This is a genomic window from Paenarthrobacter sp. NPDC058040 (assembly GCF_042885775.1).
Taxonomy (GTDB): Bacteria; Actinomycetota; Actinomycetes; order Actinomycetales; family Micrococcaceae; genus Arthrobacter.
This window is the reverse complement of the sequence record NZ_JBHVRN010000013.1, coordinates 25048-47882: the sequence shown is the minus strand read 5'-3', so window position 1 is coordinate 47882 and position 22835 is coordinate 25048. Positions and strand designations below refer to the sequence as shown.

General features: G+C 62.7%; 24 protein-coding genes. 13 read left to right on the top strand and 11 right to left on the bottom strand.

Translation table 11 applies throughout. The features are described 5' to 3' along the window. The first annotated feature begins 81 nt into the window (after window positions 1-81). Together ACFVSJ_RS18080 and ACFVSJ_RS18075 are read left to right on the top strand one after the other, a co-directional pair. The gene (locus ACFVSJ_RS18080; protein WP_387438330.1) at window positions 82-1215 is read left to right on the top strand and encodes a tyramine oxidase subunit B; all 1134 of its coding nucleotides are present in this window, start codon (window positions 82-84) and stop codon (window positions 1213-1215) included. A gap of 92 nt (window positions 1216-1307) precedes the next feature. Beyond that, window positions 1308-2597 (top strand): ammonium transporter, encoded by a 1290-nt coding sequence (locus tag ACFVSJ_RS18075; protein ID WP_387438329.1) that lies wholly within the window; start codon window positions 1308-1310, stop codon window positions 2595-2597. A 62-nt stretch (window positions 2598-2659) separates the two neighbouring features. Here the strand turns inward: ACFVSJ_RS18075 and ACFVSJ_RS18070 are convergent, their stop codons facing one another. The 7 genes from ACFVSJ_RS18070 to ACFVSJ_RS18040 all read right to left on the bottom strand — a co-directional run bounded on the left by ACFVSJ_RS18070 (window position 2660) and on the right by ACFVSJ_RS18040 (window position 11108). After that, window positions 2660-3283: a helix-turn-helix domain-containing protein gene (locus ACFVSJ_RS18070; protein WP_387438328.1), complete on the bottom strand. Its 624-nt coding sequence runs from the start codon at window positions 3281-3283 to the stop codon at window positions 2660-2662. 25 nt (window positions 3284-3308) lie between these two features. Then, window positions 3309-3479, bottom strand: coding sequence for a hypothetical protein (locus ACFVSJ_RS18065; protein ID WP_387438327.1), 171 nt, complete (start codon window positions 3477-3479; stop codon window positions 3309-3311). A gap of 229 nt (window positions 3480-3708) precedes the next feature. Beyond that, window positions 3709-5196, bottom strand: coding sequence for an APC family permease (locus tag ACFVSJ_RS18060; protein ID WP_387438326.1), 1488 nt, complete (start codon window positions 5194-5196; stop codon window positions 3709-3711). A gap of 468 nt (window positions 5197-5664) precedes the next feature. Then, the gene (locus ACFVSJ_RS18055; protein WP_387438325.1) at window positions 5665-6849 is read right to left on the bottom strand and encodes a low temperature requirement protein A; all 1185 of its coding nucleotides are present in this window, start codon (window positions 6847-6849) and stop codon (window positions 5665-5667) included. 58 nt (window positions 6850-6907) lie between these two features. After that, window positions 6908-7750 (bottom strand): pyruvate, water dikinase regulatory protein, encoded by an 843-nt coding sequence (locus tag ACFVSJ_RS18050; protein ID WP_387438324.1) that lies wholly within the window; start codon window positions 7748-7750, stop codon window positions 6908-6910. Further along, the gene (ppsA, locus tag ACFVSJ_RS18045) at window positions 7751-10153 is read right to left on the bottom strand and encodes a phosphoenolpyruvate synthase (protein WP_387438323.1); all 2403 of its coding nucleotides are present in this window, start codon (window positions 10151-10153) and stop codon (window positions 7751-7753) included. Between the two features lie 259 nt (window positions 10154-10412). Further along, window positions 10413-11108 (bottom strand): TetR/AcrR family transcriptional regulator C-terminal domain-containing protein, encoded by a 696-nt coding sequence (locus ACFVSJ_RS18040; protein WP_387438322.1) that lies wholly within the window; start codon window positions 11106-11108, stop codon window positions 10413-10415. Window positions 11109-11404: 296 nt separating this feature from the next. Between ACFVSJ_RS18040 and ACFVSJ_RS18035 the strand changes: the two genes are divergently transcribed. Together ACFVSJ_RS18035 and ACFVSJ_RS18030 are read left to right on the top strand one after the other, a co-directional pair. After that, complete coding sequence (locus tag ACFVSJ_RS18035) at window positions 11405-11656, top strand: hypothetical protein (RefSeq protein ID WP_387438321.1); 252 nt, start codon at window positions 11405-11407, stop codon at window positions 11654-11656. Between the two features lie 42 nt (window positions 11657-11698). Next, on the top strand, window positions 11699-11848 hold the full coding sequence (locus ACFVSJ_RS18030; RefSeq protein WP_387438320.1) for a hypothetical protein: 150 nt from the start codon (window positions 11699-11701) through the stop codon (window positions 11846-11848). A gap of 116 nt (window positions 11849-11964) precedes the next feature. Here ACFVSJ_RS18030 and ACFVSJ_RS18025 read toward each other — a convergent pair whose 3' ends face one another. Next, complete coding sequence (locus ACFVSJ_RS18025; protein WP_387438319.1) at window positions 11965-12324, bottom strand: hypothetical protein; 360 nt, start codon at window positions 12322-12324, stop codon at window positions 11965-11967. A gap of 182 nt (window positions 12325-12506) precedes the next feature. On the opposite strand from ACFVSJ_RS18025, the gene ACFVSJ_RS18020 reads away from it, so the two are divergent. The 9 genes from ACFVSJ_RS18020 to ACFVSJ_RS17980 all read left to right on the top strand — a co-directional run bounded on the left by ACFVSJ_RS18020 (window position 12507) and on the right by ACFVSJ_RS17980 (window position 19280). Further along, complete coding sequence (locus ACFVSJ_RS18020) at window positions 12507-13256, top strand: dienelactone hydrolase family protein (RefSeq protein WP_387438318.1); 750 nt, start codon at window positions 12507-12509, stop codon at window positions 13254-13256. Further along, a complete protein-coding gene (locus ACFVSJ_RS18015; protein ID WP_387438317.1) occupies window positions 13253-13912 on the top strand; it encodes a nucleoside/nucleotide kinase family protein in 660 nt (219 codons plus the stop codon). The genes ACFVSJ_RS18020 and ACFVSJ_RS18015 overlap by 4 nt, the downstream gene beginning before the upstream one ends. A 56-nt stretch (window positions 13913-13968) precedes the next feature. Continuing rightward, window positions 13969-14274: an MBL fold metallo-hydrolase gene (locus tag ACFVSJ_RS18010; RefSeq protein ID WP_387438316.1), complete on the top strand. Its 306-nt coding sequence runs from the start codon at window positions 13969-13971 to the stop codon at window positions 14272-14274. A gap of 4 nt (window positions 14275-14278) precedes the next feature. Next, on the top strand, window positions 14279-14731 hold the full coding sequence (locus tag ACFVSJ_RS18005) for a YybH family protein (RefSeq protein WP_387438315.1): 453 nt from the start codon (window positions 14279-14281) through the stop codon (window positions 14729-14731). A gap of 55 nt (window positions 14732-14786) precedes the next feature. Further along, window positions 14787-15479, top strand: a complete 693-nt coding sequence (locus ACFVSJ_RS18000) for a histidine phosphatase family protein (RefSeq protein ID WP_387438314.1) — start codon at window positions 14787-14789, stop codon at window positions 15477-15479. Window positions 15480-15504: 25 nt separating this feature from the next. After that, a complete protein-coding gene (locus ACFVSJ_RS17995) occupies window positions 15505-16059 on the top strand; it encodes a DUF3090 domain-containing protein (protein WP_387438313.1) in 555 nt (184 codons plus the stop codon). Then, a complete protein-coding gene (locus ACFVSJ_RS17990) occupies window positions 16059-16826 on the top strand; it encodes an SCO1664 family protein (protein WP_387438312.1) in 768 nt (255 codons plus the stop codon). The genes ACFVSJ_RS17995 and ACFVSJ_RS17990 overlap by 1 nt, the downstream gene beginning before the upstream one ends. Window positions 16827-17124: 298 nt before the next feature. After that, window positions 17125-18522 carry an MFS transporter gene (locus tag ACFVSJ_RS17985; RefSeq protein WP_387438311.1) on the top strand — a complete coding sequence of 466 codons (1398 nt, stop codon included), beginning with the start codon at window positions 17125-17127 and terminating at the stop codon, window positions 18520-18522. 8 nt (window positions 18523-18530) lie between these two features. After that, the gene (locus ACFVSJ_RS17980; RefSeq protein WP_387438310.1) at window positions 18531-19280 is read left to right on the top strand and encodes an SDR family oxidoreductase; all 750 of its coding nucleotides are present in this window, start codon (window positions 18531-18533) and stop codon (window positions 19278-19280) included. A gap of 104 nt (window positions 19281-19384) precedes the next feature. Here ACFVSJ_RS17980 and menE read toward each other — a convergent pair whose 3' ends face one another. From menE to ACFVSJ_RS17965, 3 genes are read right to left on the bottom strand one after another with little or no spacing between them, the layout of a single operon-like run. Beyond that, window positions 19385-20935, bottom strand: coding sequence for an o-succinylbenzoate--CoA ligase (menE, locus tag ACFVSJ_RS17975; protein ID WP_387438309.1), 1551 nt, complete (start codon window positions 20933-20935; stop codon window positions 19385-19387). A 10-nt stretch (window positions 20936-20945) separates the two neighbouring features. After that, window positions 20946-22271, bottom strand: a complete 1326-nt coding sequence (locus tag ACFVSJ_RS17970) for an MFS transporter (RefSeq protein ID WP_387438308.1) — start codon at window positions 22269-22271, stop codon at window positions 20946-20948. 44 nt (window positions 22272-22315) lie between these two features. Then, window positions 22316-22771, bottom strand: coding sequence for a MaoC family dehydratase (locus ACFVSJ_RS17965; RefSeq protein WP_387438307.1), 456 nt, complete (start codon window positions 22769-22771; stop codon window positions 22316-22318). Window positions 22772-22835 lie beyond the last annotated feature (64 nt).

Here is a 22835-nt window from a genome sequence, read left to right as displayed (position 1 = left end):
CGCGGACTTGACGCTCTTGAAACTCCACATGAGTTTACTGGCAGTTATCAGTGTTTCCCATCAAGAACTTAGGAATATCGCATGTCTACCCACATCAACTTCCGCTACCTCAGCGAGCCCGACATGATCGAAGCCGGCGTCGGCGACCTTGTCCGCTGCACCGATGTCATGGAAGAGGCCCTCGTCCTGCTGCGTCAGGGTGACTACCGGATGGCCGGCGAAAACGGGAACTCCCACGGTGCGATGATCACCTTCCCGGCGGCCCCGGAGTTTGAGGGAATGCCGAAAGACGGACCGGACCGGCGTTTCATGGCCATGCCCGCCTACCTCGGCGGCCGCTTCGGGACGTCGGGTGTGAAGTGGTACGGGTCCAACACCGAAAACCGGGCCAAGGGTCTCCCCCGCTCGATCCACGTGTTCGTCCTGAATGACCGCGACACCGGTGCACCGTTGTCGATCATGAGCGCCAACCTGCTCAGCGCCTACCGGACCGGCGCGGTCCCGGGCGTTGGCGTTAAGCACCTGGCCAAGGCCGATGCGAAGGTCGCCGCCGTCGTCGGACCCGGAGTCATCGCCCGCTCCGTCCTCTCCACCACCCTGGCCCTGCGCCCCTCCATTGACACCCTCTACGTCAAAGGCCGCAGCACCGGCAGCACCCAGGCCTTCGTTGACTGGGCCCAAGCCACCTTCCCCCAGCTGACCAAGGTCGCCGCAGCTGCAACCATCGAAGACGCCATCGCCGAGGCCGACGTCGTCATGGCCACCACCTCAACCGACGCCGCCGGCAGCGACGCATTCCCCTACTTCCCCAAGCACGCCATCAAGCCCGGCGCCCTCCTGCTCCTGCCTGCCGCGGCCCGCTTCGACGACGACTTCCTCCAAGGCGACGCCCGCCTGGTCATCGACGCCGAAGGCCTCTACCGGGCCTGGCTCGAAGAATACGGCCCCACCGCCTACCAGATCCTCGGCATCCCCGGTTCGCACTGGTTCGGGCTCCTGGAAGAAGGAAAGATCCCCGCCTCGAAGATCGAAGAGATCGCCGACATCGCCACCGGCAAACTCCCGGCCCGCCGTGACGACGAGGAAATCATCCTCTACTCCGTCGGAGGCATGCCCATCGAAGACGTAGCCTGGGCCACCGACCTCTACCGCACCGCCGAAGAAAAGAACATCGGCACCGTCCTCAACCTCTGGGACACCCCCGCCCTCGCCTAAGCACAAGAAACCCGCGTGGGGGCAGAGGTCACCTGCCCCCACGCGGACCAATCAACCGCCTTCACCAACTGCACGAATGAAAGGGGTTTCCCATGGACACGGGAAACATCGCCTGGCTGCTGGTCAGCTCGGCCCTGGTTTGCTTGATGATCCCCGCCCTCGCCCTCTTCTACGGAGGCATGGTGGGCTCCCGCCGCATCCTGAACATGATGATGATGTGCTTCGGCGGCGTCAGCCTCGTCGCCGTCCTCTGGGCAGCCTTCGGCTACTCCGCCGTTTTCGGAAACTCCATCGGCGGCCTCGGCCTCATCGGTGACGTCACACAGTTCCCCGGACTGGAACAACTCCTGGCCGAGGATCCCAACGCGTCACTCCCGCCAGCCCTGTTCGCGGCGTTCCAACTCTTCTTCGCCGGGATCACGACAGCCATCATCGCCGGAGCCGCAGCCGGGCGCATGAAGTTCGGCGCCTGGATGCTCTTCGCCGCGCTCTGGGCCACCGTGGTCTACCTGCCCATCGCCCACTGGGTGTTCGCCTTTGATTCGGCAGACGGCAGCGTCACCGGTGGCTGGATTGTAAACAGCCTCAAGGCCATCGACTTCGCCGGCGGCACCGCCGTCCACATCAACGCAGGAGTCGCAGCCCTTGCCCTCTCCCTGGTCCTCGGACGCAGCGCGGGCTGGCCCACAAGCGAACACGTCCGCCCCCACAGCCGGCCCCTCGTCCTCGTCGGCGCCGGACTCCTCTGGGTCGGCTGGTATGGCTTCAACGCCGGATCCGCCCTCGCTGCAGGAAACACCGCCTCGGTCGTCTTCCTCACCACCTCAGTGGCAGGCGCCGCTGCGCTCCTGGGCTGGATCGCCGTCGAACGCCTCCGCCGCGGACGCGCCAGCAGCATCGGCGCCGCCTCCGGACTCGTCGCCGGACTCGTAGCCATCACCCCCGCCTGCGGCGCAGTCAGCCCCCTCGGCGCCATCGCCATCGGAGCCATCGCCGGAGCCGTCTGCTCCCTCGCCGTCGAATGGAAATACCGCCTCGGCTACGACGACTCCCTCGACGTCGTCGGTGTCCACCTCGTCGGCGGCATCATCGGCACCCTCCTCATCGGCATCTTCGCAACCGAAACCGCCCCCAACAAGACCGCAGGACTCCTCTACGGCGGCGGACCCGGACTCCTCGGAACCCAGGCCCTGGCCACCGGCGCGGTACTCCTCTACTCCTTCGTCGCAACCTGGCTCGTGGCGAAACTTGTTCAGGTCACCGTCGGCCTAAGGATCCGCCCCGAAGACGAACTGCGCGGCATCGACCTCACCGCCCACGCCGAAGAAGCATACTTGGTGGATGAAGAGCCGGAGATGCTCGGTTCCCCCTCCCGTTCCTAGAATCCTCACCGCAAGGACGAAGAGCGGCCTGGTAAGTCTTCCAGGCCGCTCTTTGCGCGCTCTTAGTGGGCTGCCACAGCGAGGAACCGGATAGGGAGCTCCAGCAGGCGCAATGGACCGTGGGGGCCCTCGCCTTCGAACACCAGCGAATCCCCAGGGGTCAGTTCGTACTCGTAGGACCCATGCCCATAAACCATCCGCCCCTCGAGCATGTAGATGAATTCGGTGCCGGGGTGCTGGAACTGAGGGAAAACATCGGACGCGCTGGTCAGAGTCACAAGGCTGGGCTCGATCGCGTGTGCACGACGCTTCAGTGATCCGAGGGAACGGTATTCATGGCCGTGGCGTGTACCGCTCCTGACAGTGACGCTTCCTTCGCCGGCGCGGGTCAGCGTGGCTTCACGCTCTGTATCCGCGCCCTGGAACAGCGCCGTCACCGGTACGTCCAGTCCCTGGGCGAGCCGCTGCAGCGTTGTCAGCGAACACGACGTGCTGGCCGACTCGATTTTGGAGATCATTGCCTTGGACAAACCGGTGCGATTGGCCAATTCCGCCGCCGACATCCCGGCCTCGCTCCTGTGCCGCTTAACTTGGACGGCTATTACGCCCTCCAACGCGCCAAGGATGGCTGGGGAATCCGGGCGGTCCACGGTTGCTGCCGCCTCTTCCGTCCGCCCAGATGTCATGCGTCGAGTATAGACGGGCAGGGCATCAACACACCGTGCCGGCCTCAGGCGGCAGGCCGCCACATGATGGCCGAGCGGAGATCCTTTGCCACCTCCGGTTGGGTCCGCCGATGATGTCCACATACCTTGCGACTTTGCCGGCCAGTTCGAGCGCGGCTTCGGTGCTGAGGAGGTCGATGGCTGCCTGGAGTTTCATAGGTGGCTCCTTGAGAGCATAGATCTTGTTGCGGCAAAACTACGCCATGAATTCCATGGACACGAGTGATCAATTAAGAATTACGTGAGAAATAATTCGGCTCGAATTCCCACTGCAGTTAACATGCTGGAAACATCCACGAAATATGTGTCGCGCCACTACCACCACATGGAACAGTGCACGAAACCCCTTCGAGGGAGCCTCGTGCACCGTCCCGTGCCTGGCCTGGTTATGGGGTGGGATCCAGAACCTTCTCCGGCTCGACTGCGTCGATATCCGGCAGTTGCGCCTCGGAGGCCTCGTCGCCGGGGCGGCGTTTCTCGCGCTGGGAGTAGAGCCAGATGGGCAGGTACAGCGCCAGGACCAGGAAGCCTACCCACGTTGATGTCCAGCCGATCTCCAAGCTGTTCAGGTACACCACCCCCACCACGCAGAACGGCACATTGAACAGGCCGAAGACCAAAGCTACGTGCTTCCAGCCCTTCGGTGCCTTGAACGGACGCTCCAGATTGGCGAAGGCCGGGTGCTTCTTGGCCCGGACGTAGGCCAGCAGGCTGATGCCGTTGGCGAGGGTGTAGCCGATGGCAGAGGCTGCGAGGATTGCCGCGGCGTTGCCCATGGAGATCAGCACAAGGTTGAACGCGCCGATGATCAGCATGGCCACGAACGGCGTTCCCTGGCGGTTGGTTTTTCCAATGAATGCGGGCAAGTTGCCCTCGGTGGACATGGAGTGCATGGCACGCGACGAACCCAGGTATGCCGTTTGAATGATCAAGACCATTGCGGCAACCAGCATGATGATCGTGACGATCGAACCGGCTTGTCCAAACACTGCCTGGGCTACCGGAATGAGCGGAGAGACCGCTTCGGCCTGGACGCCCTCAACTCCAAGCACACCAATGACGGCGGTCTGCAGCAGGACATACAGGACCAGGCAGATCAAGCCGCAGGCCAGCAGCGCCTTGGGCACGTCCTTGGCCGGGTTCTTGTATTCGGGGCCATAGATGGCCGCTGTTTCCCAGGCGCAAGCGCTCCACTGTGAGATCGCGAAGATGCCAAAGAGCATCAGGATGTGGTGCAGATCCCAGCCCCAATCGGACGGCCACCAGTTTCCAGTGATGTTGGACATGTCCACGTGTCCCGTGGCGAACGGCGCAACGGCCAGCACTACCAGCGGGATGAGCGAGATTGCGGCGAGGATGTAGCCGAGGATGGCACCGTCCTTAAGGCCAAACCAGTTCACTACATAGAGGCCGCCGAAAATCACGACTCCCGAGATGAGGGCGAGCTGGTATTCACTGAAGGTCTCCCCCAGCACCGGGAACAGCCCGTGAAGGTAACCACCCACAAGGATGGCGAAGATGGCGAGGATAGGGTTCCAGCCGAACCAGTAGCTCCAGGCGGTGAACCCGCCAATGAGCTTTCCCTTGTCGTACTTGCCCTTGAAGTTCTCGGTGCGGAAGACCAACTGCGCAAAACCCGGCAGGCCGGAGGCCTTGGGGAAAGTGGTTGCCATCTCGGCGTAGGCTGCGTTCTGCAGGAAGCCCTGGAATACCGAGATCGCCCAGATGAGGATTGCTGCGGCGGAAACGTACATCGGAAGGTAGCCCAGGGAGGGCAGGATCAACAGGGGCACACCCAAGGCAATGGCCATGCCCTGCTTCCAGTTGATCGACCTCTTCAGATGGTCGACGCCGTCGACACGATTTTCACTCATAACATCTCCTTGAAGTACTGACAGCATGTGGGCCCGCGGAGCATCAATCCCAACCCCTGGGAAGTCGTCAGAAGGGTCAGCGGACACGGCAAAAGAGTCCAGCGGGAAGGGAAATCGCCAGCAGGCAGGAATGCGTGGCGCTGAAGATCACCTCAACCCCGGTGGGGGCGGAAGGAGACCGCCGGCAAACCCGGCACACTCTGCTTCAGCGGATTTGGCGGGTTCAGCTCCGAACCCCATCAGTGTGATGCGGGTCACTTACATTCATTGATGCATCAAAACTACGCCAGCGAAACCAATTGTGCGAGGGCGTTTATGCAGAATTTAGTGAGAAATTACAATGAGTATTTTCTCACGCCAGTTAACATGCTTGAAACATGCATGAAACACGTCGGGCGGAACACAGACGTTACGGAAAGGAACCCTCTGCGCCCAGGCCGAAATGTATATGGGGCAGTCCGCCCGAACTTAACTGCGGGTTCTGATTCTCCGCTGAACCTCGACATAACCAGTGATCAGCATCAAGATGGCCACCGCGAAGAGGAGGCTCAGCGTGGCTGGTACGAAAGCAACCAACAGGGCCAGGACGGCGGCGAACGCCACCGCAGGCGCCGCCCACGGCAGGACCGCGCCCAAGGGCCGGCCATAGCGGAGGGAAACGATGGCGTTGCACCCGTAGAACAGGCCAAGCCCGCCGCCGAGCGCGATTCCAGCTCCGGCAGGCAGGTGCTCCGACGGTTCCAGGACAGCAGTGGCAATGGCGCCCGCAATGGCGGTAACGCCCACCACCAGGAGGAAGGGATAAAACAACGTCGTCTGGAGAATCCCGCCGAAATCGGCCCGCTCCCTCAGCCCTTCCAGGCCCTCGCTCACGGCGCCCGTGCCGTACTGGAAGAAGGCCCAACCCAGGAAAGCCACAATGAGGAAGCCGAGCAGCGCGGCCATACCCGAGTCCGGCTCCCAATGGTCGGAGACTTCCGTGACGATCGTCAGGATGGACTCCCCCAGGACGATGATGACGAACAGCCCCAGGCGCTCGGAAGCATGCTCGATGTCGATCCCGCCGACACTTCGATTCGCCCAGAAACGGCCACCGAGCACCACCATGCCGACTTCGACGGCAATCGACGTCGCCCACAGGATCACCGCCACCCGGAGGGGAAGCAAGGAAGCGACCAGCCACAAAAGGGCCGAGCCGCCGTTGTAGATCCAGATCCGCCACGGCGCCTCATCCGAGTGGGCCCGGTGCTGGTACAGCCACAGAACCAGCAGTACAGCCCGCATGGCAGCGTTACCCACGGAAAATGCCCAGGCACGTTCTCCAAAGGCCTCCGGTGCGGATGCTGCCATGAGGCCGGCAGCACCCATGGCTGCAACCATCGCCAGTCCCAGCGCGCGGGGTGACAACCCGGGCAACAGGTTCACGACGGAAACGATGTTCACCCACGCCCACCACGCGGGAAAGAAGAGAAGCACAAACGTACCGAACTCTGCCCACCCCGGATTACCGTGAATCCCATGGGCCAACTGGCCGACGAAGGCTACAAAGACCAGGTCGAAGAACAGCTCCATCCAGTGGACGCGGCGCGGAACATGGCCGCGGCTTGCCCCGCCGGAGGCCGAAGACCCGTTCACGGACGGCTCGTTCGTCATTGACCAATAGTAGGACGCCGAGCCAGCTGCCTGTCAGGGAGAATCCAGATGCTTTTTGTCAGTGGTGCAACTGCATTTTCTGAAGCACCGTCGCCGAGATCTCCTCGACTGACATGGAGGCCGAGTTCACATAGGGAATGTTGTTGGCCCTGTACATGTCCTCGGCGTTGCGGATCTCAAAGGTACATTGCGGCAGCGACGCATAATTGCTCCCCGGCCGCCGTTCCTGCCGGATCTGGCTCAACCGGACCGGCTGGGAGGTCAGCCCGAAACACTTGGCGGCGAACGGCAGCAAGGGCCTGGGCAGCGCCAGCGTGTCAAAATCCTCTTCGACGAGGGGGAAGTTCGCGGCCAGGATGCCGTGCTGAAGTGCCAGGTACATCGTGGTGGGAGTCTTGCCGCACCTCGATGGAGCTATGAGGATCAACTCCGCGCGTTCCAGTGCGCGAAGTGACTGACCGTCGTCGTGCTCTATTGCGTATTCGACGGCGGCCATTCGCGATTGGTACCGGACGGCGTCGCCGACGCCGTGGGCCTGGCCCGGCAGGCCGCTGGCGGAGGACCCAAGGGCTTGCTCAAGCTGGCCGATGTGGGCGCCGAACAGATCAAAGAAATGTCCGTTGCTTTGGGCGAGGACGGCGCGGACGTCCGGGCCGACCGCAGTGGAAAAGACCAAGGGCCGCGGCCCGGCAGCAGCTACCCGATCGATAACCGCTACGACGTCGTGCGCCTGCTCCACCGTGCTGATGAACGGGATGGTGCGCCGTTCCAGCCGTTGTGCGGGGAATTGGGTCAGCAACGTGTTACCGAGGGTTTCGGCCGTGATCCCGGTGCTGTCGGAAAGGAAGAACACCGTGGGGGCGGGCGAGGTGCCCGCCCCCACGGTGTGCTGCTCAGCCATTTAGACAGCCGTGTGCGTACTGGTGCGGGCCAGGCGCAGCCAGGTTTCGGTGACGGCGTCCGGGTTCAGGGAGATGGAGCTGATCCCTTGGGCCAGGAGCCATTCGGCGAAGTCCGGGTGGTCGCTGGGGCCCTGGCCGCAGATACCGACATACCGGCCCTTGGCCCGGCACGCGGCGATGGCCATTTCCAGGAGCTTGGTCACGGCGGGGTTCCGCTCATCGAAGCCTTCCGCGACCAGTGCCGAGTCACGGTCCAGGCCCAGGGTGAGCTGGGTGAGGTCGTTGGAACCGATCGAGAACCCGTCGAAGTACTCCAGGAACTCATCGGCCAGGAGCGCGTTCGCGGGGAGTTCGCACATCATCACGATTTCCAGCCCGTTCTCGCCCCGGCGCAGCCCGTTCTCCGCAAGCAGGTCGATGACGCCGCGGGCTTCGTCCAAGGTCCGGACGAACGGGACCATGAGCTTGATGTTCTCCAGGCCCATCTCGTTGCGGACGTACTTCAGGGCTTCGCATTCGAGTTCGAACGCCTGGCGGAAGGACGTGGACAGGTACCGGGAGGCGCCCCGGTAGCCGATCATCGGGTTCTCTTCCTCTGGTTCGAACGCGGGGCCGCCGATCAGGTTGGCGTACTCGTTGGACTTGAAGTCGGAGAGGCGGATGATCACCGGTTCCGGCGCGAAGGCCGCGGCGATCGTGGAGATCCCCTCTGCCAGGCGCTTGACGTAATAGTCCCGGGGCCCGTCGTAAGCGGCGGTCTTCTCCCGGATCTGCCGCACCGTGAAGTCATCCAGAGTCGCCGGACGTTCAACCTCGCCGGCCACCGCGAGGAGCGCGTTGGGGTGGATGCCGATCTGGCGGTTGATGATGAACTCCAACCGGGCCAGGCCAACACCGTGGTGCGGGAGGCGGGCGAAGCTGAACGCCTGCTCCGGGGTGCCGACGTTCATCATGATCTTCACGGGCGCTTCCGGCATGGTCTCCAGGGACGTTTCCTGGAGCGTGTACTCCAGCAAGCCCTCGTACACGAGCCCGGCTTCGCCTTCGGCGCAGGACACGGTGACCGGGGTGCCGTCCTTGAGGATCTGGGACGCGTAGCCAGTGCCGACGACGGCGGGGATCCCCAGTTCGCGGGCGATGATCGCCGCGTGGCAGGTCCGGCCGCCTCGGTCGGTGACGATGGCCGCTGCCTTCTTCATGATCGGTTCCCAGTCCGGGTCCGTCATGTTCGCTACCAGGACATCGCCTTCCTGGAACGATGCCATCTGGTCGATCGAGGACAACACGCGCACCTGGCCGGCGCCGATCCGCTGACCGATGGCCCGACCCTCCACCAGAACGGTGGAACGCTCGGCAAGCCGGTAACGGGAAACGGAACCGGCTGCCTTCCGGGACTCAACGGTCTCGGGGCGGGCCTGCAGGATGTACAGCTCCCCGTCGACTCCGTCCTTGCCCCATTCGATGTCCATGGGTCGGCCGTAGTGCGCTTCGATCGCCAAGGCGTGACGCGCCAGTTCTTCCACCTCGGAATCGGACAGGCTGAAACGCTTCCGCTGATCCGGGGCCACCGGGATGAAGTCCACCGTGCGACCGACTTCGCGGGACTCGGTGTAAACCATCTGGATGGCCTTCTCCCCCAGGCCGCGCTTGAGCACGGCCGGCCGTCCAGCCGCCAGTGCAGGCTTGTGGACGTAGAACTCGTCCGGGTTCACCGCACCCTGCACCACGGCTTCGCCCAGACCATAGGAGGACGTGATGAACACGGCGTCCTGGAAACCGGTCTCGGTGTCCATGGTGAACATCACCCCAGACGCGCCGACGTCGGACCGGACCATGCGCTGCACACCCGCCGAGAGAGCGACTTCCGAGTGCGTGAATCCATGGTGGACGCGGTAGGCAATAGCCCTGTCGTTGTACAGCGAGGCGAAGACATCCTTGATCGCCACGAGGATGTTCTCAATACCCCGGATGTTCAGGAACGTTTCCTGCTGGCCGGCGAAGGAAGCATCCGGCAAGTCCTCAGCCGTGGCGCTGGACCGCACAGCCCAGGACACCTCCGTGCCGTGCTCCTCAGTCAATCGGCGATACGCCGAACGGATTTCATCCTCGAAACCCGCTGGAAAGGGCGTCTCGCGGATCAGATCCCGGATCTGCTGGCCAACCTTGGCCAGAGCCGCCACATCGCCGCTGTCCAGGCCCGCGAGAATTCCTTCGACACGGGCGTCCAAAGCAGACTCACTCAGGAACCGCCGGTAAGCATCAGCGGTGGTCGCAAAACCGTCCGGCACCTTCACCCCGGCCGTAGCGAGATTGCGCACCATCTCACCGAGGGAAGCATTCTTGCCGCCAACCTGATCAAGGTCGGACAGGCCAAGGTCAGAAAACCAAAGAACGTCAGTCATAAATTGTGTCCTCCATTGGGCACGTTCAGACAAGGGCTAAAAAGCTAGGTCATGCAAGGATCGAGGGCGCGCTCCCTGCGACGCAACCTGATGTGACCAGCACAACTTAACGCTCACGTCATCTAAGCACTTTGACTTGGCGAAAAGGGCTGCGGTCCTTTACCGGAGAAACAACGACGGCGGCAGGCCGCTATGGTTCAAGGGGAACCGAAGCGGCCTGCCGCCGTCGTTAGGGATCACTCCCAGGGCCGTGCTGGACTCACGGTGCTGCGCTGAGCGCCAGATCTTCCCCGAGACCGCCGAGCAGGATACTGATGCCCTGATCGAGTTCCTGTTCGCCATCGTATTCAAGCAGTTCAGGAGCCAAGCCGCGCAAATGCGGGAAATCCCGAAGGGGCAGTCGCTGGAGTCCAAGCCGCAGGAGCGCCTCGTTTTCATCGGGATCCACGATGAGTTCCTGAAGTTCGTTGAGGATGTGTCCGTACAGGAAGCCGTAGAAGGCCCGGTAAATATGCAGGGCGTCTGCCGGATTGAACCCTGCACCGATCAAAATCCTCAGGATCTGCTCCAAGGGTTTCAAGGTCCCCGCGGGTCGGAGTCCCAAAGGCGTTGACAGAGGCCCTGTCACCAGCAGTGGGACAACGTTCGGGTGTCTTAGGCACACCCTCCGCAGTTCGTGTGCCATCCCGCGGAGTTGCGATTGCCAGTGTGTTTCGTCCGGGAAGACCTCAAGTTCTTCCAGCACCAATTCGGCCACCCCGGCGAGGAGTTCCTTCCGGTTGGCCGCGTATCGGTAAACAGTCATGGGATCCCGGCCCAGCATCTGCCCGAGCCGCCGCATGCTGAGCGCGTCCAGCCCGTGCTTGTCCACCAATTCCAAGGCCGCGCCGAGGACCGCCTGACGGCTGAGCCTGCGCACAGGCACCTGGGCTGTGGGGATTTCTGTATCTGTCATGGCACACGTCTCCTGCCTCCGATGAGCCCCGCAGAAATCCCCCGGAGGCTCTTGTTCAGGATTCACTGTAGGTCTACGCTGTAGATACGAGCACAAATCTACGTGTTATGTCTACAGTGTAGTGGTCAGCAGCGACTTTTACACCGCATCAGCGGAATTCCCCTCGCAGGGCGTCCTGCACCTTCTGGCCCCGTGCCGCCATGTCCGCACGAACGCTGGCCCCACCGCGCCATCACGCAGCCGGCACGTCACCACGCACTTGCCGGGCAGCCGCACGCCTCACTGAAAGTCGAACCATGGACGCATCACATTTTCAACGATTCCTCATCGAGGCCACCACCGAGGATCCGGACCCCACGAACGGCCTCGTCGAGGAGCAGCTCTACGGGCTGTACATCAGCTGGTGCCTCCTCAACGGCAGGACGCCGAAACCGGAAACGGACTTCCACGTGGCCATGAAAGAACACCACGTTGACCTCCATCGCTTGGGCATCACGGGACCGGCCGCCACGGACTACATTCTCCATAGCTCCCCCGCCCTGCACTGACAGGAAGGCACCAAAGCACGGGTGCAGCACCAAGGAATGACCATGAAACAAGCAACCAGCCTGCACCATCGCCCAGCCGCCGTCGGAAGCCAGCGGGCGCATCCCCGCCAGTCCGCGGTGACGTCACGGCCGGTAGGCCTGCCCGTGTGGTGCGACCCCTGCCAGTCGGCCGACCACCTCATGGTGCACTGACGTGAGGCTACGCCGCCTCGTCTTCCTGGCTGTCAAGAATGCGGCGGATCTTCGCTATGTCCAGAGATTGGTTGCCCCATTGGACTTCCAACTCGTACAAAGCGCGGCGGCAGTTGTCACACATGACTCCTCCACGGCTGCCCGGAAGGATTGGATACTGCCATAAGCGACGGACAGATCGGCGCTTCGCCGTCGAAGCCACCAGGTCCCAGCCCCTCACGGGCGAGGTCGTGAAGGAGTTGGTGGTAGCTGGAAAGGGCCAGTGCCGGAAGCTGATGCAGGGAAGCCAGCGTCGCATGCGGCCGGTCCACGCGGAACAGAGCCAGCAGAGCATGGTCTTCCAGGGCATCGTTAAGGGTGCGGTAGATGCCGACCGGACACTCCCTCACGAGAGCTTGGGCGTAGAGGCTCAGGTGGCCGAGCGGTGTTTGGTTTCCGGCACGCCGCCAAATATTGACTGTATCCAAGTGGTCCACGGCGACCCTCGATTCACTAGATCTGGATGGTACCGGCGCCCCCGATCGTCAGCCCCACTGTTGTATTGATTATAAACCTTTAAGGTCACACTTCAACGGCAAATTAGCTTTAAATGTTCTGCTTGCTATATGGGAGTGTCGCATCAATTTGGCCCTTGTCCGAGCTCCGATAAGGTGAACCCATGTTCATCGACGTTCCTGCACCCGACGGCACAGCCGAAGCCCTGGTGGCCCGCCCTTCCACCGGGACAGGCACTTTTCCCGGAGTCATCCTGTACATGGATGCCTTCGGAGTGCGGCCCCGCATCGAGGACATGGCACAGCGCATCGCCGACTGGGGCTACGTTGTCTTGGCACCCAACGTTTTCTACCGCGAAGGAACCGTCACCGATCTTGCGCCGACCGCCGACATGACCACCCCTGACGGGAGGGAAGCTGCAGGCAAGGAGGCATTCCCCCGCGTTGGCCGACTGACATCCGACAAGGCCCTACGGGACATCCAGGGCTGGGTTGCCGCGCTCGCCGCCCTTGACGGCGTGGGATCCGGCCCCATCGGCACCACCGGGTACTGCATGGGCGCCCGCTTGGCCGTTCGCACTGCCACTTCACACCCACAAGCAGTGGCCGCCTGCGCCGGCTTCCACGGCGGCGGGCTGGCCACCGATGCGCCGGACAGCCCGCACTTGGGACTGGCCGATGCGCGTGCGGGGTTTGTGTTCGGGCACGCGGACCACGACCCCAGCATGGCCCCGGATGCAGTGGCACGTCTGGGGGCAGCTTTGGAGGCAGCAGGGCTGGCAGCCTCCAACCACATCTATGAGGGCGCCCCGCACGGCTACACCATGGCTGACACGTCCGCCTACCATCATGAGGCCACCGAGCGGCACTTCCAGGAGTTGCGTGCCCTTCTCGATGGGGCCCTCAAGGGTTGAGTTCCTCCGATGGCGGCCGGGCGTCGCTGGCTACGGTCCCGTGCGATATTCCGGACCTTGAACAGCGCCTTCGTCGTGGAGCCGCTGCAGGAGATCGCCGGATCATCGGGCTCGTTGGCCCTCCTGGAGCTGGAAAATCCACTCTCGCCGAGCGCCTTGCCGAGCACTTTGGCCACGAGGGTGCCATTGTTCCCATGGACGGTTTCCACCTCGCCAACAGCATCATTGACGGGACGCCATTGCGGCAGCGCAAGGGGGCCATCGACACGTTCGACGTCGGCGGGTACCTTTCCCTGCTGCGTCGGCTGCGCCACAACGACGAAGACGTCATCTATGCACCTGCTTACCGACGCGGTCTTGAAGAGCCCATCGCGGCGTCCATAGCCGTTCCCCAGTCGACGGCCTTTGTCTTCACCGAGGGCAACTATCTCCTGGCTCAGCAGGGCCGCTGGCGGGAAGTCCGCAGCTACTTGGACGAAGTATGGTTTGTTGACACACCACGGGAAATCCGTCTCCCCCAGCTCATCCAGCGGCATGTAGCCTCGGGAATGGAGCAGGCCGCCGCTGAAGCCTGGGCACTTGGTCCTGACGAAGCCAACGCAGAGTACATCGAATCAACCAGGATTTTCGCGGATCTCGCTGTCAGGTGGTGCTAGGGTCTCGCAAGAGGTGGATACAGGCCTGACCCGGCCGCACCCCGGCGATTGCGGACATGGATCCGCGCCTTTACCCGCTGGCGGAACAGGACTTCGACATCCTCAGCATCGACATCGTGGTCAACACCCACCTCCATTTTGACCACTGCGGAGGCAATCACCTCTTCGGCGGAAAGCCCTTCTACGTCCAGCGCCAGGAACTCGACGATGTCCGGAACCAGGACGACTACACCATCCGTGAATGGGTGGCCCTGCCGGTGGACATCCACGCATTGCGGTGCAACGATTCCACATATCAGGTGCGGGCTTTCCGCACCCTGCTTCCGGTGCGCCGATCCAGGTGCGGGGACAGTTGGAGGTAAGTCAATGTCTGACACGGACAACGATCGCCCGGTTCCACCTCTCGACCAGGCAATAGAGCACTACCACCAGGCGCTCAACGCGTTCGTCACAGGAGACCCGGCCCTCCAGAAAAAGATGTTTTCCACTCGCGAAGACGTCAGCCTTGCGAACCCTTTGGGCCCACCTCGGCGGGGCCGCGCCGAGGTGGAAGGCATCATGGACAGCGCTGCAGCCGTCCTGCGGGACGGGGAACCGATAACCTTCGAACGGATTTCACTCTGCGCCGGCACGGACCTTGCCTTCATTGTCGAGCTCGAGTGGGCTCGGGCAAAGGTAGCAGGTTCCACGGAGATGATGCCCATCCCACTGCGTGTAACCACTGTGTTCCGGCTCGAAGACGGGCAATGGAAAGTGGTTCACCGCCACGCGGACACCATCGTCGCGCCACGACCGGTCCAATCCATCATCCAGACGTAGGGCGCTTGCTTCGTGCGTTTCACACCGCCGGCGGGAGGCTGGTTAGGCTGGGTGGATGGCGACAGTTATCCTCGTGCGGCACGGCCGCACCACAGCCAATGCCACGGGACTGCTGGCGGGCCGGGCTCCCGGTGTGAGCCTTGATGAGATAGGGCGCGACCAAGCGGCCCTGGCCGGGAATCGGATCGCGGCCGTCCCGTTGGTTGGAGTCGTATCCAGTCCCCTTGAGCGCTGTTTGCAAACGGCCCAACTTATCGTGGACCGTCAGGTCGGCTCGCCGTTCGCTGGCGTCGATCCCGATCTCACCGAATGTGATTACGGCCAGTGGCAGGGCCGCACGCTCAGTGAGCTTGCCCACGAGGAATTGTGGCCCGTCGTACAAACGCAACCATCCGCCGTCGTCTTTCCCGGCGGAGAGTCCATGGCGGCGATGCAGGCCCGTTCGGTGGCTGCGATTCGGCGCCACGATGCAGCCTTTGAAGCAGAACACGGACCAGGGTCCGTGTGGGTGGCCGTCAGTCACGGTGACGTCATCAAGTCAATCCTCGCCGATGCACTCGGCATGCATCTTGACCTGTTCCAGCGCATTACCGTCGGCCCGGCCTCCGTATCGATCATCCACTACGGGGCCAACCGGCCGAGCGTTCACGCGACCAACACCGAAGCGGGTGACCTGGGGTGGTTGTCGAAGGGCATAGTGAGCGGTGATGCTCCGGTGGGCGGCGGTGCCGGGCAGAGAACGCCCTGAACGCCCTTGTGCCTAGAATGTTGACATGCCTACGCGCGTACACGAGTTCGACTGGCCTGACCGGGTTGTGATTGGAACCATCGGCCGCCCGGGCGACCGAACGTTCTATCTGCAGGTGAGCGCGGGGAAGCGCATAGTGAGTATCGCCTTGGAGAAGCAACAGTCTGCCCTGCTCGCCGAGAAAATCGATGAAATTCTTGACCAACTCAGCACCGTCGAGGGCAACCCTTTCAGCGTTCCCAAGGGCACCCCTGTTGAACTGGTGGACAACGACCCGCTCGAGGCTCCCCTGGAGCAATTCCGCACCGGCGCCATGAGCCTGGGGTGGGATCCCCAAACCGCCCAGGTGGTCATCGAGGCCTACCCCATCACCGACGTCGAAACGGATGACGACGACGAACCAGTTGACGGGAACGACGCCGACTTCGAGGAAATGATGTTGGTACGAATGCCGGTCGGTACCGCCCGCGCGTTCGCCAAGCGCACGCGCGAGATCGTGGCCGCGGGGCGTCCGATGTGTCCGCTCTGCGGTTTTCCCGTGGACCCCGACGGCCACACCTGCCCAACTCCCGAGCCCTGATGCCGGCACCGGACCTGGTGGCCGCCGAGCTGACGCTGACCGGCCGCATCACGAGCGCCTCGAACGCCACGTTTTTGGGCAGCATCGGCGACGTGCAGGTTGTCTACAAACCCATAGCAGGCGAAAGCCCGTTGTGGGATTTTCCCCACGGCACACTTGCCCACCGTGAATTTGCTGCCTACCTGGTCTCCCAGGTCTTCGGCTGGGACATCGTGCCGCAGACCTGGCTGCGCGATGGCCCCCTTGGCATCGGCATGGTGCAGCTCTGGCAGGAGCAGGACCCCGCACACAATGCCGTGGACCTGATTGACGCCAACGAGGTGCCAGGCACGGGCTGGAAGCAGGTTCTCGAGGGGCAGGATGGAAACGGGCGCGTGGTGGCACTCGTCCATGAGGACACGCCGGCGCTCAGGCGTATGGCGGTATTCGACATTGTGGCCAACAACGCAGACCGCAAAGGCAACCACATTCTTGCCATGACGGACGGACATCGACACGGCGTGGACCACGGGCTCACTTTTCACAGCGAATACAAACTGCGCACGGTGCTCTGGGGATGGCTGGGAGACGCCCTGACAGTCGAGGAACGCGACGGCGTTGAACGTGTCCGCACGGCACTTCAAGCCGGGCTCGGCCGGAAATTGGCGGACTTGCTCAGCCCTGAGGAAATCGCTTCGCTCTCAGCCCGCTGCGACCGGTTGCTCCGGGAAGGGCAGTTCCCGGCTCCGGGCGGAGAGATGTCCGCAGTGCCTTGGCCGCTGTTCTAAGACAAAAACAGGGTGCCCCGAGAGGGCTTGCTTATGGATCGTCGTTCAGCTCGGACTTCTATGCGGCCAGCAGGTCCAGCCATAACGGATCGCTATGTAGCTACATAAAAGTGGTCTTTGTGTGACCCACACCTCACGGATTAGTTTGATGTCAGAGGCCAGTCGGCAGAGCTGCACGAGCACAAAATACTCGTGCAAAGGAGCTCAAGCAGGTCCAACCGGTCAGACAACCCGAGATCCGTTCCACAGCTCGCGCAGAACCGGAAGACCGCTTCTCACCCATCGCCACGGAGACGAAATGACTAATACCACTCTTCCTAAGAAGACACCGGCCAGAGCGGCAATCGCCGCCTGGATCGGAACCACGCTGGAGTACTACGACTTCGCCGTGTACGGCACCTCATCGGCGTTGATCTTCAACGTTCTCTTCTTCTCTCCGGAGCTGCCCCAAGGCATCAGTGTCCTGCTCGCCATGATCACCTTCGCGGTGGGATACGCAGTACGCCCCCTCGGTTCGCTCATCCTGGGACCCATGGGCGACCGTTTCGGCCGCAAGTTCGTCATGATGATCACCCTGTTCGGCATTGGCGGTTGCACCTTCCTGATCGGCTGTCTTCCGACGTTTGCCCAGGTCGGCGCCCTCGCCCCGATCCTCCTCGTGCTGATCCGCGTCATCCAAGGGCTCTGCCTTTCCGGCGAGCAGGCAAGCGCGATCAGCATGAGCCTGGAACACTCGTCCGATCGCCGCCGCGGGTTCATCACCAGCTTCACCACGCTGGGCGCCTCGACCGGCACGCTCCTCACACTGCTGGTCTTCATCCCGATCGCCGCCATGCCCAAAGAGCAACTGCTGACTTGGGGCTGGCGCATCCCGTTCTGGCTCTCCGCCCTGGTGGTAGTTGTGGCCTTCCTGATCCGCCGCCACGTCCAGGAGCCGCCGGAGTTCATCAAGAACCAGTCGCTCAACGTGAACCAGTCTCCGCTCAAGCACCTGCTGCGCTTCCACTGGCGCGCCGTCCTCCGAATCGTCTTCTGTGCCATCATCGCCGGCACGAGCTACATGATGCAGACATTCTCCGTCGCCTTCGGAACCACAGGCTACGGACTGGACAAGCCAACCATGCTCCTCACCACCACAGTCTCGGCCGTCATCGCCCTCGCGATCACCCCGGTCGCAGGGTACCTCGTAGACAAAATCGGCCGCAAGACGATGTTCCTCCTCGGAACGGTTGGCGTAGGCATCACGATGGTGCCCTACCTCTGGTCAATCACCACCGGCAACTGGGCGCTGATCTTCATCTTCGGCATCATCAACTACTCGCTCTTCTACTCGATGGTGAACGCCTCCTGGCCGTCGTTCTTCTCAGAGATGTTCCCCAGCCGCTTGCGAGTCTCCGGCCTCGCCCTCGGCACCCAGATCGGCTTCGCCGTCTCGGGCGTCATCGGCCCCGTCCTCTCCACCGCACTCGCAGGCCCCGACCTCAAGGGCTGGGTCGGGCCGTCCATGATCGCACTCGGTTTCATGGTCATCGCCGGAGCCTCAGCGCTCACCGCCAAGGAAACCACCAAGTTCACCCTGAAGGAGCTCGACGAGGTGCACCAGAGTGAGCGGGAAAAGGCTGTCGTAGCCGCCGCGACCGTACTGCCGGGCAACGCCCCGCGCGATCTTGCCGCTCCGTCCGGCGCAGAGAAGTAGCGGATCCGATGTCTTTTTCCGACTACACCACTGCTTTGGTTACCGGTGCTTCCACCGGTATGGGTGCAGCGATCGCCGAGCGTCTGGCCAAGCGTGGCCTGACGGTGCACGCCGTGGCCCGTAACGAGGAACGCCTCGCTGAACTGGCCGAGCGCACCGGAGCCATCCCGCACGTGGTGGACCTGACCGACACCGCCGCCCTGGCCGCCGCCGTGGGTGAGCTGAAAGTCGATGTCCTGGTCAACTGTGCCGGGGTCTCGCGTCCGGGCAACATCCTGGATTCCTCCGAGCAGGACATCGACGAACTGGTGGACGTGAACCTCCGCGGCCTGCTCCAGCTCACCCGCCTGGTCCTGCCGGGCATGGTGGAACGGGACCTGGGCCACGTGGTCAACATCAGCTCCATCGCCGGGGTGTACAACTTCTACGGCCACACGGTCTACCACGCCACCAAGGCTGCCGTGCACCAGATCTCCCGGCAGCTGCGGAACGACACCGTGGGCAAACGCATCCGCGTCACAGAGATCTGCCCGGGCCGGGTGGAGACCGAGATCTTCGGCCGGAACATGGGCGGCACCCCGGAGGCCATGGAAGAAGCCTGGCAGACCTTCTACGAAGGCTACGAGTCCCTCACCACGGACGACATCGTCAACGCCCTGGACTACGCGATCGAAACCCCGCGCCACGTGAACGTGGGCATGCTCGAACTCATGCCCACCTTCCAGGTCCCCGGCGGACTGACCTTCGACCGGCGCTGATTCACCCAGCGCCGGAACAGGTTCCGGTGGCACACACTCCCGTCACCGGAAAACACAAGCTGGCGGCCGCGTTCCCGCGGCCGCCAGCACCCGTATTAACAGCACTACCGCGCGAACTGGTCCCGAAGGTCCGTCTTTCGGATCTTCCCGCTGGCCGTCCGGGGCATCTCGTCAACGAACACCACAGTTTTGGGGATCTTGTACCGTGCAAGTTTTCCGCTCAGGTGGGACCGCAGTTGCTCCTCGGTCAACGTGTTGCCCTCCTGCAACGTCACGACGGCTTTGGGCACCTCTCCCCACGTCTGGTCCGGAACGCCAATGACGGCAACGCTCCCCACCGCCGGCAGCTCCGCAATAGCCGCTTCCACCTCAGCGGGATAGATATTCTCACCCCCGGAGATGATCATGTCCTTGAGGCGGTCGGAGACGAACAGGAAGCCCTCTTGGTCCCGGAAGCCCATGTCGCCGGAACGGAACCAGGTTGAATCGGCATAGCTTTCGGCCGAGGCCTGCGGCCGGTTCCAGTACTGCTTAATGACGTTGGGGCCTGAGATCTGAATTTCCCCCGTCGCGCCGGTTGGAGCCAGCCCTCCCAAGGGGTCCGCAATCCGTACGTCTGTAAAGAAGTGCGGGAGGCCCGCGGATCCGGCTTTCTCCTTGGATCTGGAAACAGGAAGCATTGTTGCTCCCGGCGCAGTTTCGGTCATTCCGTAGCAACTGGTAAACCCGATGCCACGCTCTTCATATGCGTCCAGCACCCTGCGGGGAACGGCAGAGCCGCCGCACGTGAGCTTGTCCAGGGAGGTCAGGTCCGCCGCCGCCCAGTCCGGATGGTCGCAGAGCATCTGGAAAGTGGTGGGGACACCATTGAGCGTGGTGACTTTGTACCTGGCCACCAACCCAAGGACACGGCCGGCGTCAAACTTCGCTTCAAGCACCACCGTGGCGCCCTTGAGCAGCATGGGCAGCAAGCCCATGTCCAGGGACGCCACATGGAACAGCGGCGAAATCATGAGTGCCACATCGTTCCGGTTGAGATCCATGTCCACCACCGTGTTGATGCAATTCCACGTGATGTTGCCGTGGGTCAACAGCGCACCCTTCGGCTTTCCGGTGGTGCCCGAGGTGTAAAGGATCATGGCGCTGTCGTCCAGGGTAATGGCCTCATCCAGCGGCGTTGCGGGCGCTGCCGCGATCGCCGCTTCGAAGAGTTCGACGCCGGATGGCAGCTTAAGGGCTGAAGGTTCAGCGCCGCCGTCGAAAGCCACAATGAACCGGTGGGTGACTTCGGTGTCCTGCGCGGCAGCTGCGGCCACCTCTTCGAGTGCGACGGCGTTGACCACGAGCCGGGCGCCGGAGTCCTGCAGTTGGTATTGCAGTTCCGGGGCGGCCAGTCGCGTGTTCAAAGGGACGAAAATCGCGCCGAGCAACCCGCAAGCGAAAAACGTCTCCACGAAGGAAGCATGGTTTTCGCCAAGGTAGGCCACGCGGTCCCCGTGAACCACTCCCCTGTCCTTCAAAGCGTTGGCCAAACGGTCGGTGCGCTCCGCGAGCTCCGCGTAGCTCAGGGTCTGGTCGCTGGAAACCAAAGCCGTCTTGGTTCCCGACTTGGAGCGGCGGCGGTGCAACCAGGATCCAACTCCGTTGTTGTCCATGGTTCTTCTCCTAACTGACCGTAGAGAGGTCGTTGTTCTTAGACTCCCGCGTCAGCAGGATGAAGACAATCGAGACAAAGGACATGGCTGCCAGGAACACCACCACGGGGACGATGCTCTGGCCTGCGTCCTTATAGAGCCCGGCGACAATCCCTGGTGTGAACCCTGCACCGATCAACGTGGCCAGCTGGTAGCCGACGGCTGCACCGGTATAGCGACTGGTGGTGCCGAACTGTTCCGACACGAACGCAGCAAGGGGACCGTACAGCGATGAATGCAGGATCAAAGCCACGGTGAATGCCAGGAAGATCAGCGCCACGTTGCCTGAACTGAGCATCCCGAACATCGGGAACAGGTAGAGGATGAACAGCGCCAAACCGGTGACCATCACCGGACGTCGGCCGAAGCGGTCGGACAACCTGCCACCCAGCAGAACGAAAAGGATGGAGAGGGCTGAGGCCCCCGCGAAGGCGTAAAGCACGCCCTGCTGCGGCGCCCCCTTGGACACAGCGTAGGTCACGGAAAACGTAGGCAGTACCACTTGGAGGCCAAACCCTGCGGCTCCGGCAAACATAATCATGATGAGTGACTTGGGGCGCTTCAAAACCTCCACCAGCGGGATCTTGCGCTTGGTGTCCAGGGCACTTTCCTTGGCCACTGCTTCGGCGAAGATCGGGCTTTCGGAGACCCTCAGCCGGACAAACATGCCGACGATCAAGAGCACGAAGGACAACAGGAACGGCACGCGCCAACCCCACGCGAGGAAGGCGTCCTGGGGAAGCGCCGAGAAGATGCCCATGACAATCGTGCCGAGGACAGCGCCTGTTGGTGCGCCGGCGTTGACGAACGATGCCGCGAAGCCGCGCCGCTTGGGATCCGAGTGTTCCAACGCCATGAGGGCGGCCCCACCCCACTCACCGCCCACGGCGATGCCTTGGCAGACCCGCAGGATCACCAGGATCACGGCGCCCCATGGGCCAATGACACCGGCTCCCGGAATCAGTCCGATCAAGGTGGAGGCGACGCCCATCATCGCCATGGAAATGATCAACATTCCCTTGCGGCCGACGCGGTCTCCGAAGTGCCCGAAGATGATGCCGCCCAAGGGGCGGGCAACGTAGCCGGCAGCGAACGTCGCATAGGCGGCGACGACTCCTACCCACTCATCTGTTCCGGCGAAGAAGACCTTGGGAAAGGCAACCGCTGCGGCCGTTGCGTACAGCAGGAAGTCGTAGAACTCGATGGTGCTGCCCAGATAGCTGGACATGATGACCGTGCGTGCTTCTTTGCGTTTAGCGGCCATGCTCGATGGTGCGAGCGCAGTGTGTCCTGACATGGCTGTTCCTTGGGAGAGGAGGGAATGTTGGTTGGCGATGCGGCTTACTTGTAGAAGCGGGCGAGGAATTCGGCCACAACGGCGGGTCGTTCCTGGCCTTCGATTTCAATGGTGGCGTTGACCTTGATCTGGGCGCCGCCCTCGACCTCAGTTACTTCCGCGATGGAGCCCTGCATGCGTACTTTGGAGCCGACCTTGACGGGTGAGGTGAAGCGGACCTTGTCCAGGCCGTAGTTGACCTTCGTGGTGACGCCTTCGACGTCGAACAGTTCGCCCCAGAACGGGATGACAAGGGACAAGGTGAGAAAGCCGTGCGCGATGGGTGCACCGAACGGTCCGTCCTTGGCGCGCTCCGGGTCGACGTGGATCCACTGCTGGTCATCCGTGGCGTCTGCGAACAGATTGATCTGCTGCTGCGTGATTTCGCGGTAGTCGGTAGCGCCCAGGTCCTTGCCGGACAAGGTGAGCAGGGTGTCGAAATCGACGACAAGATTGGGCATGGTTGCCTCCTGGTAAAGGTGTTATTTTCTGGAAAGCTGGTGTTCAGCGAGTAAACGCACCGGA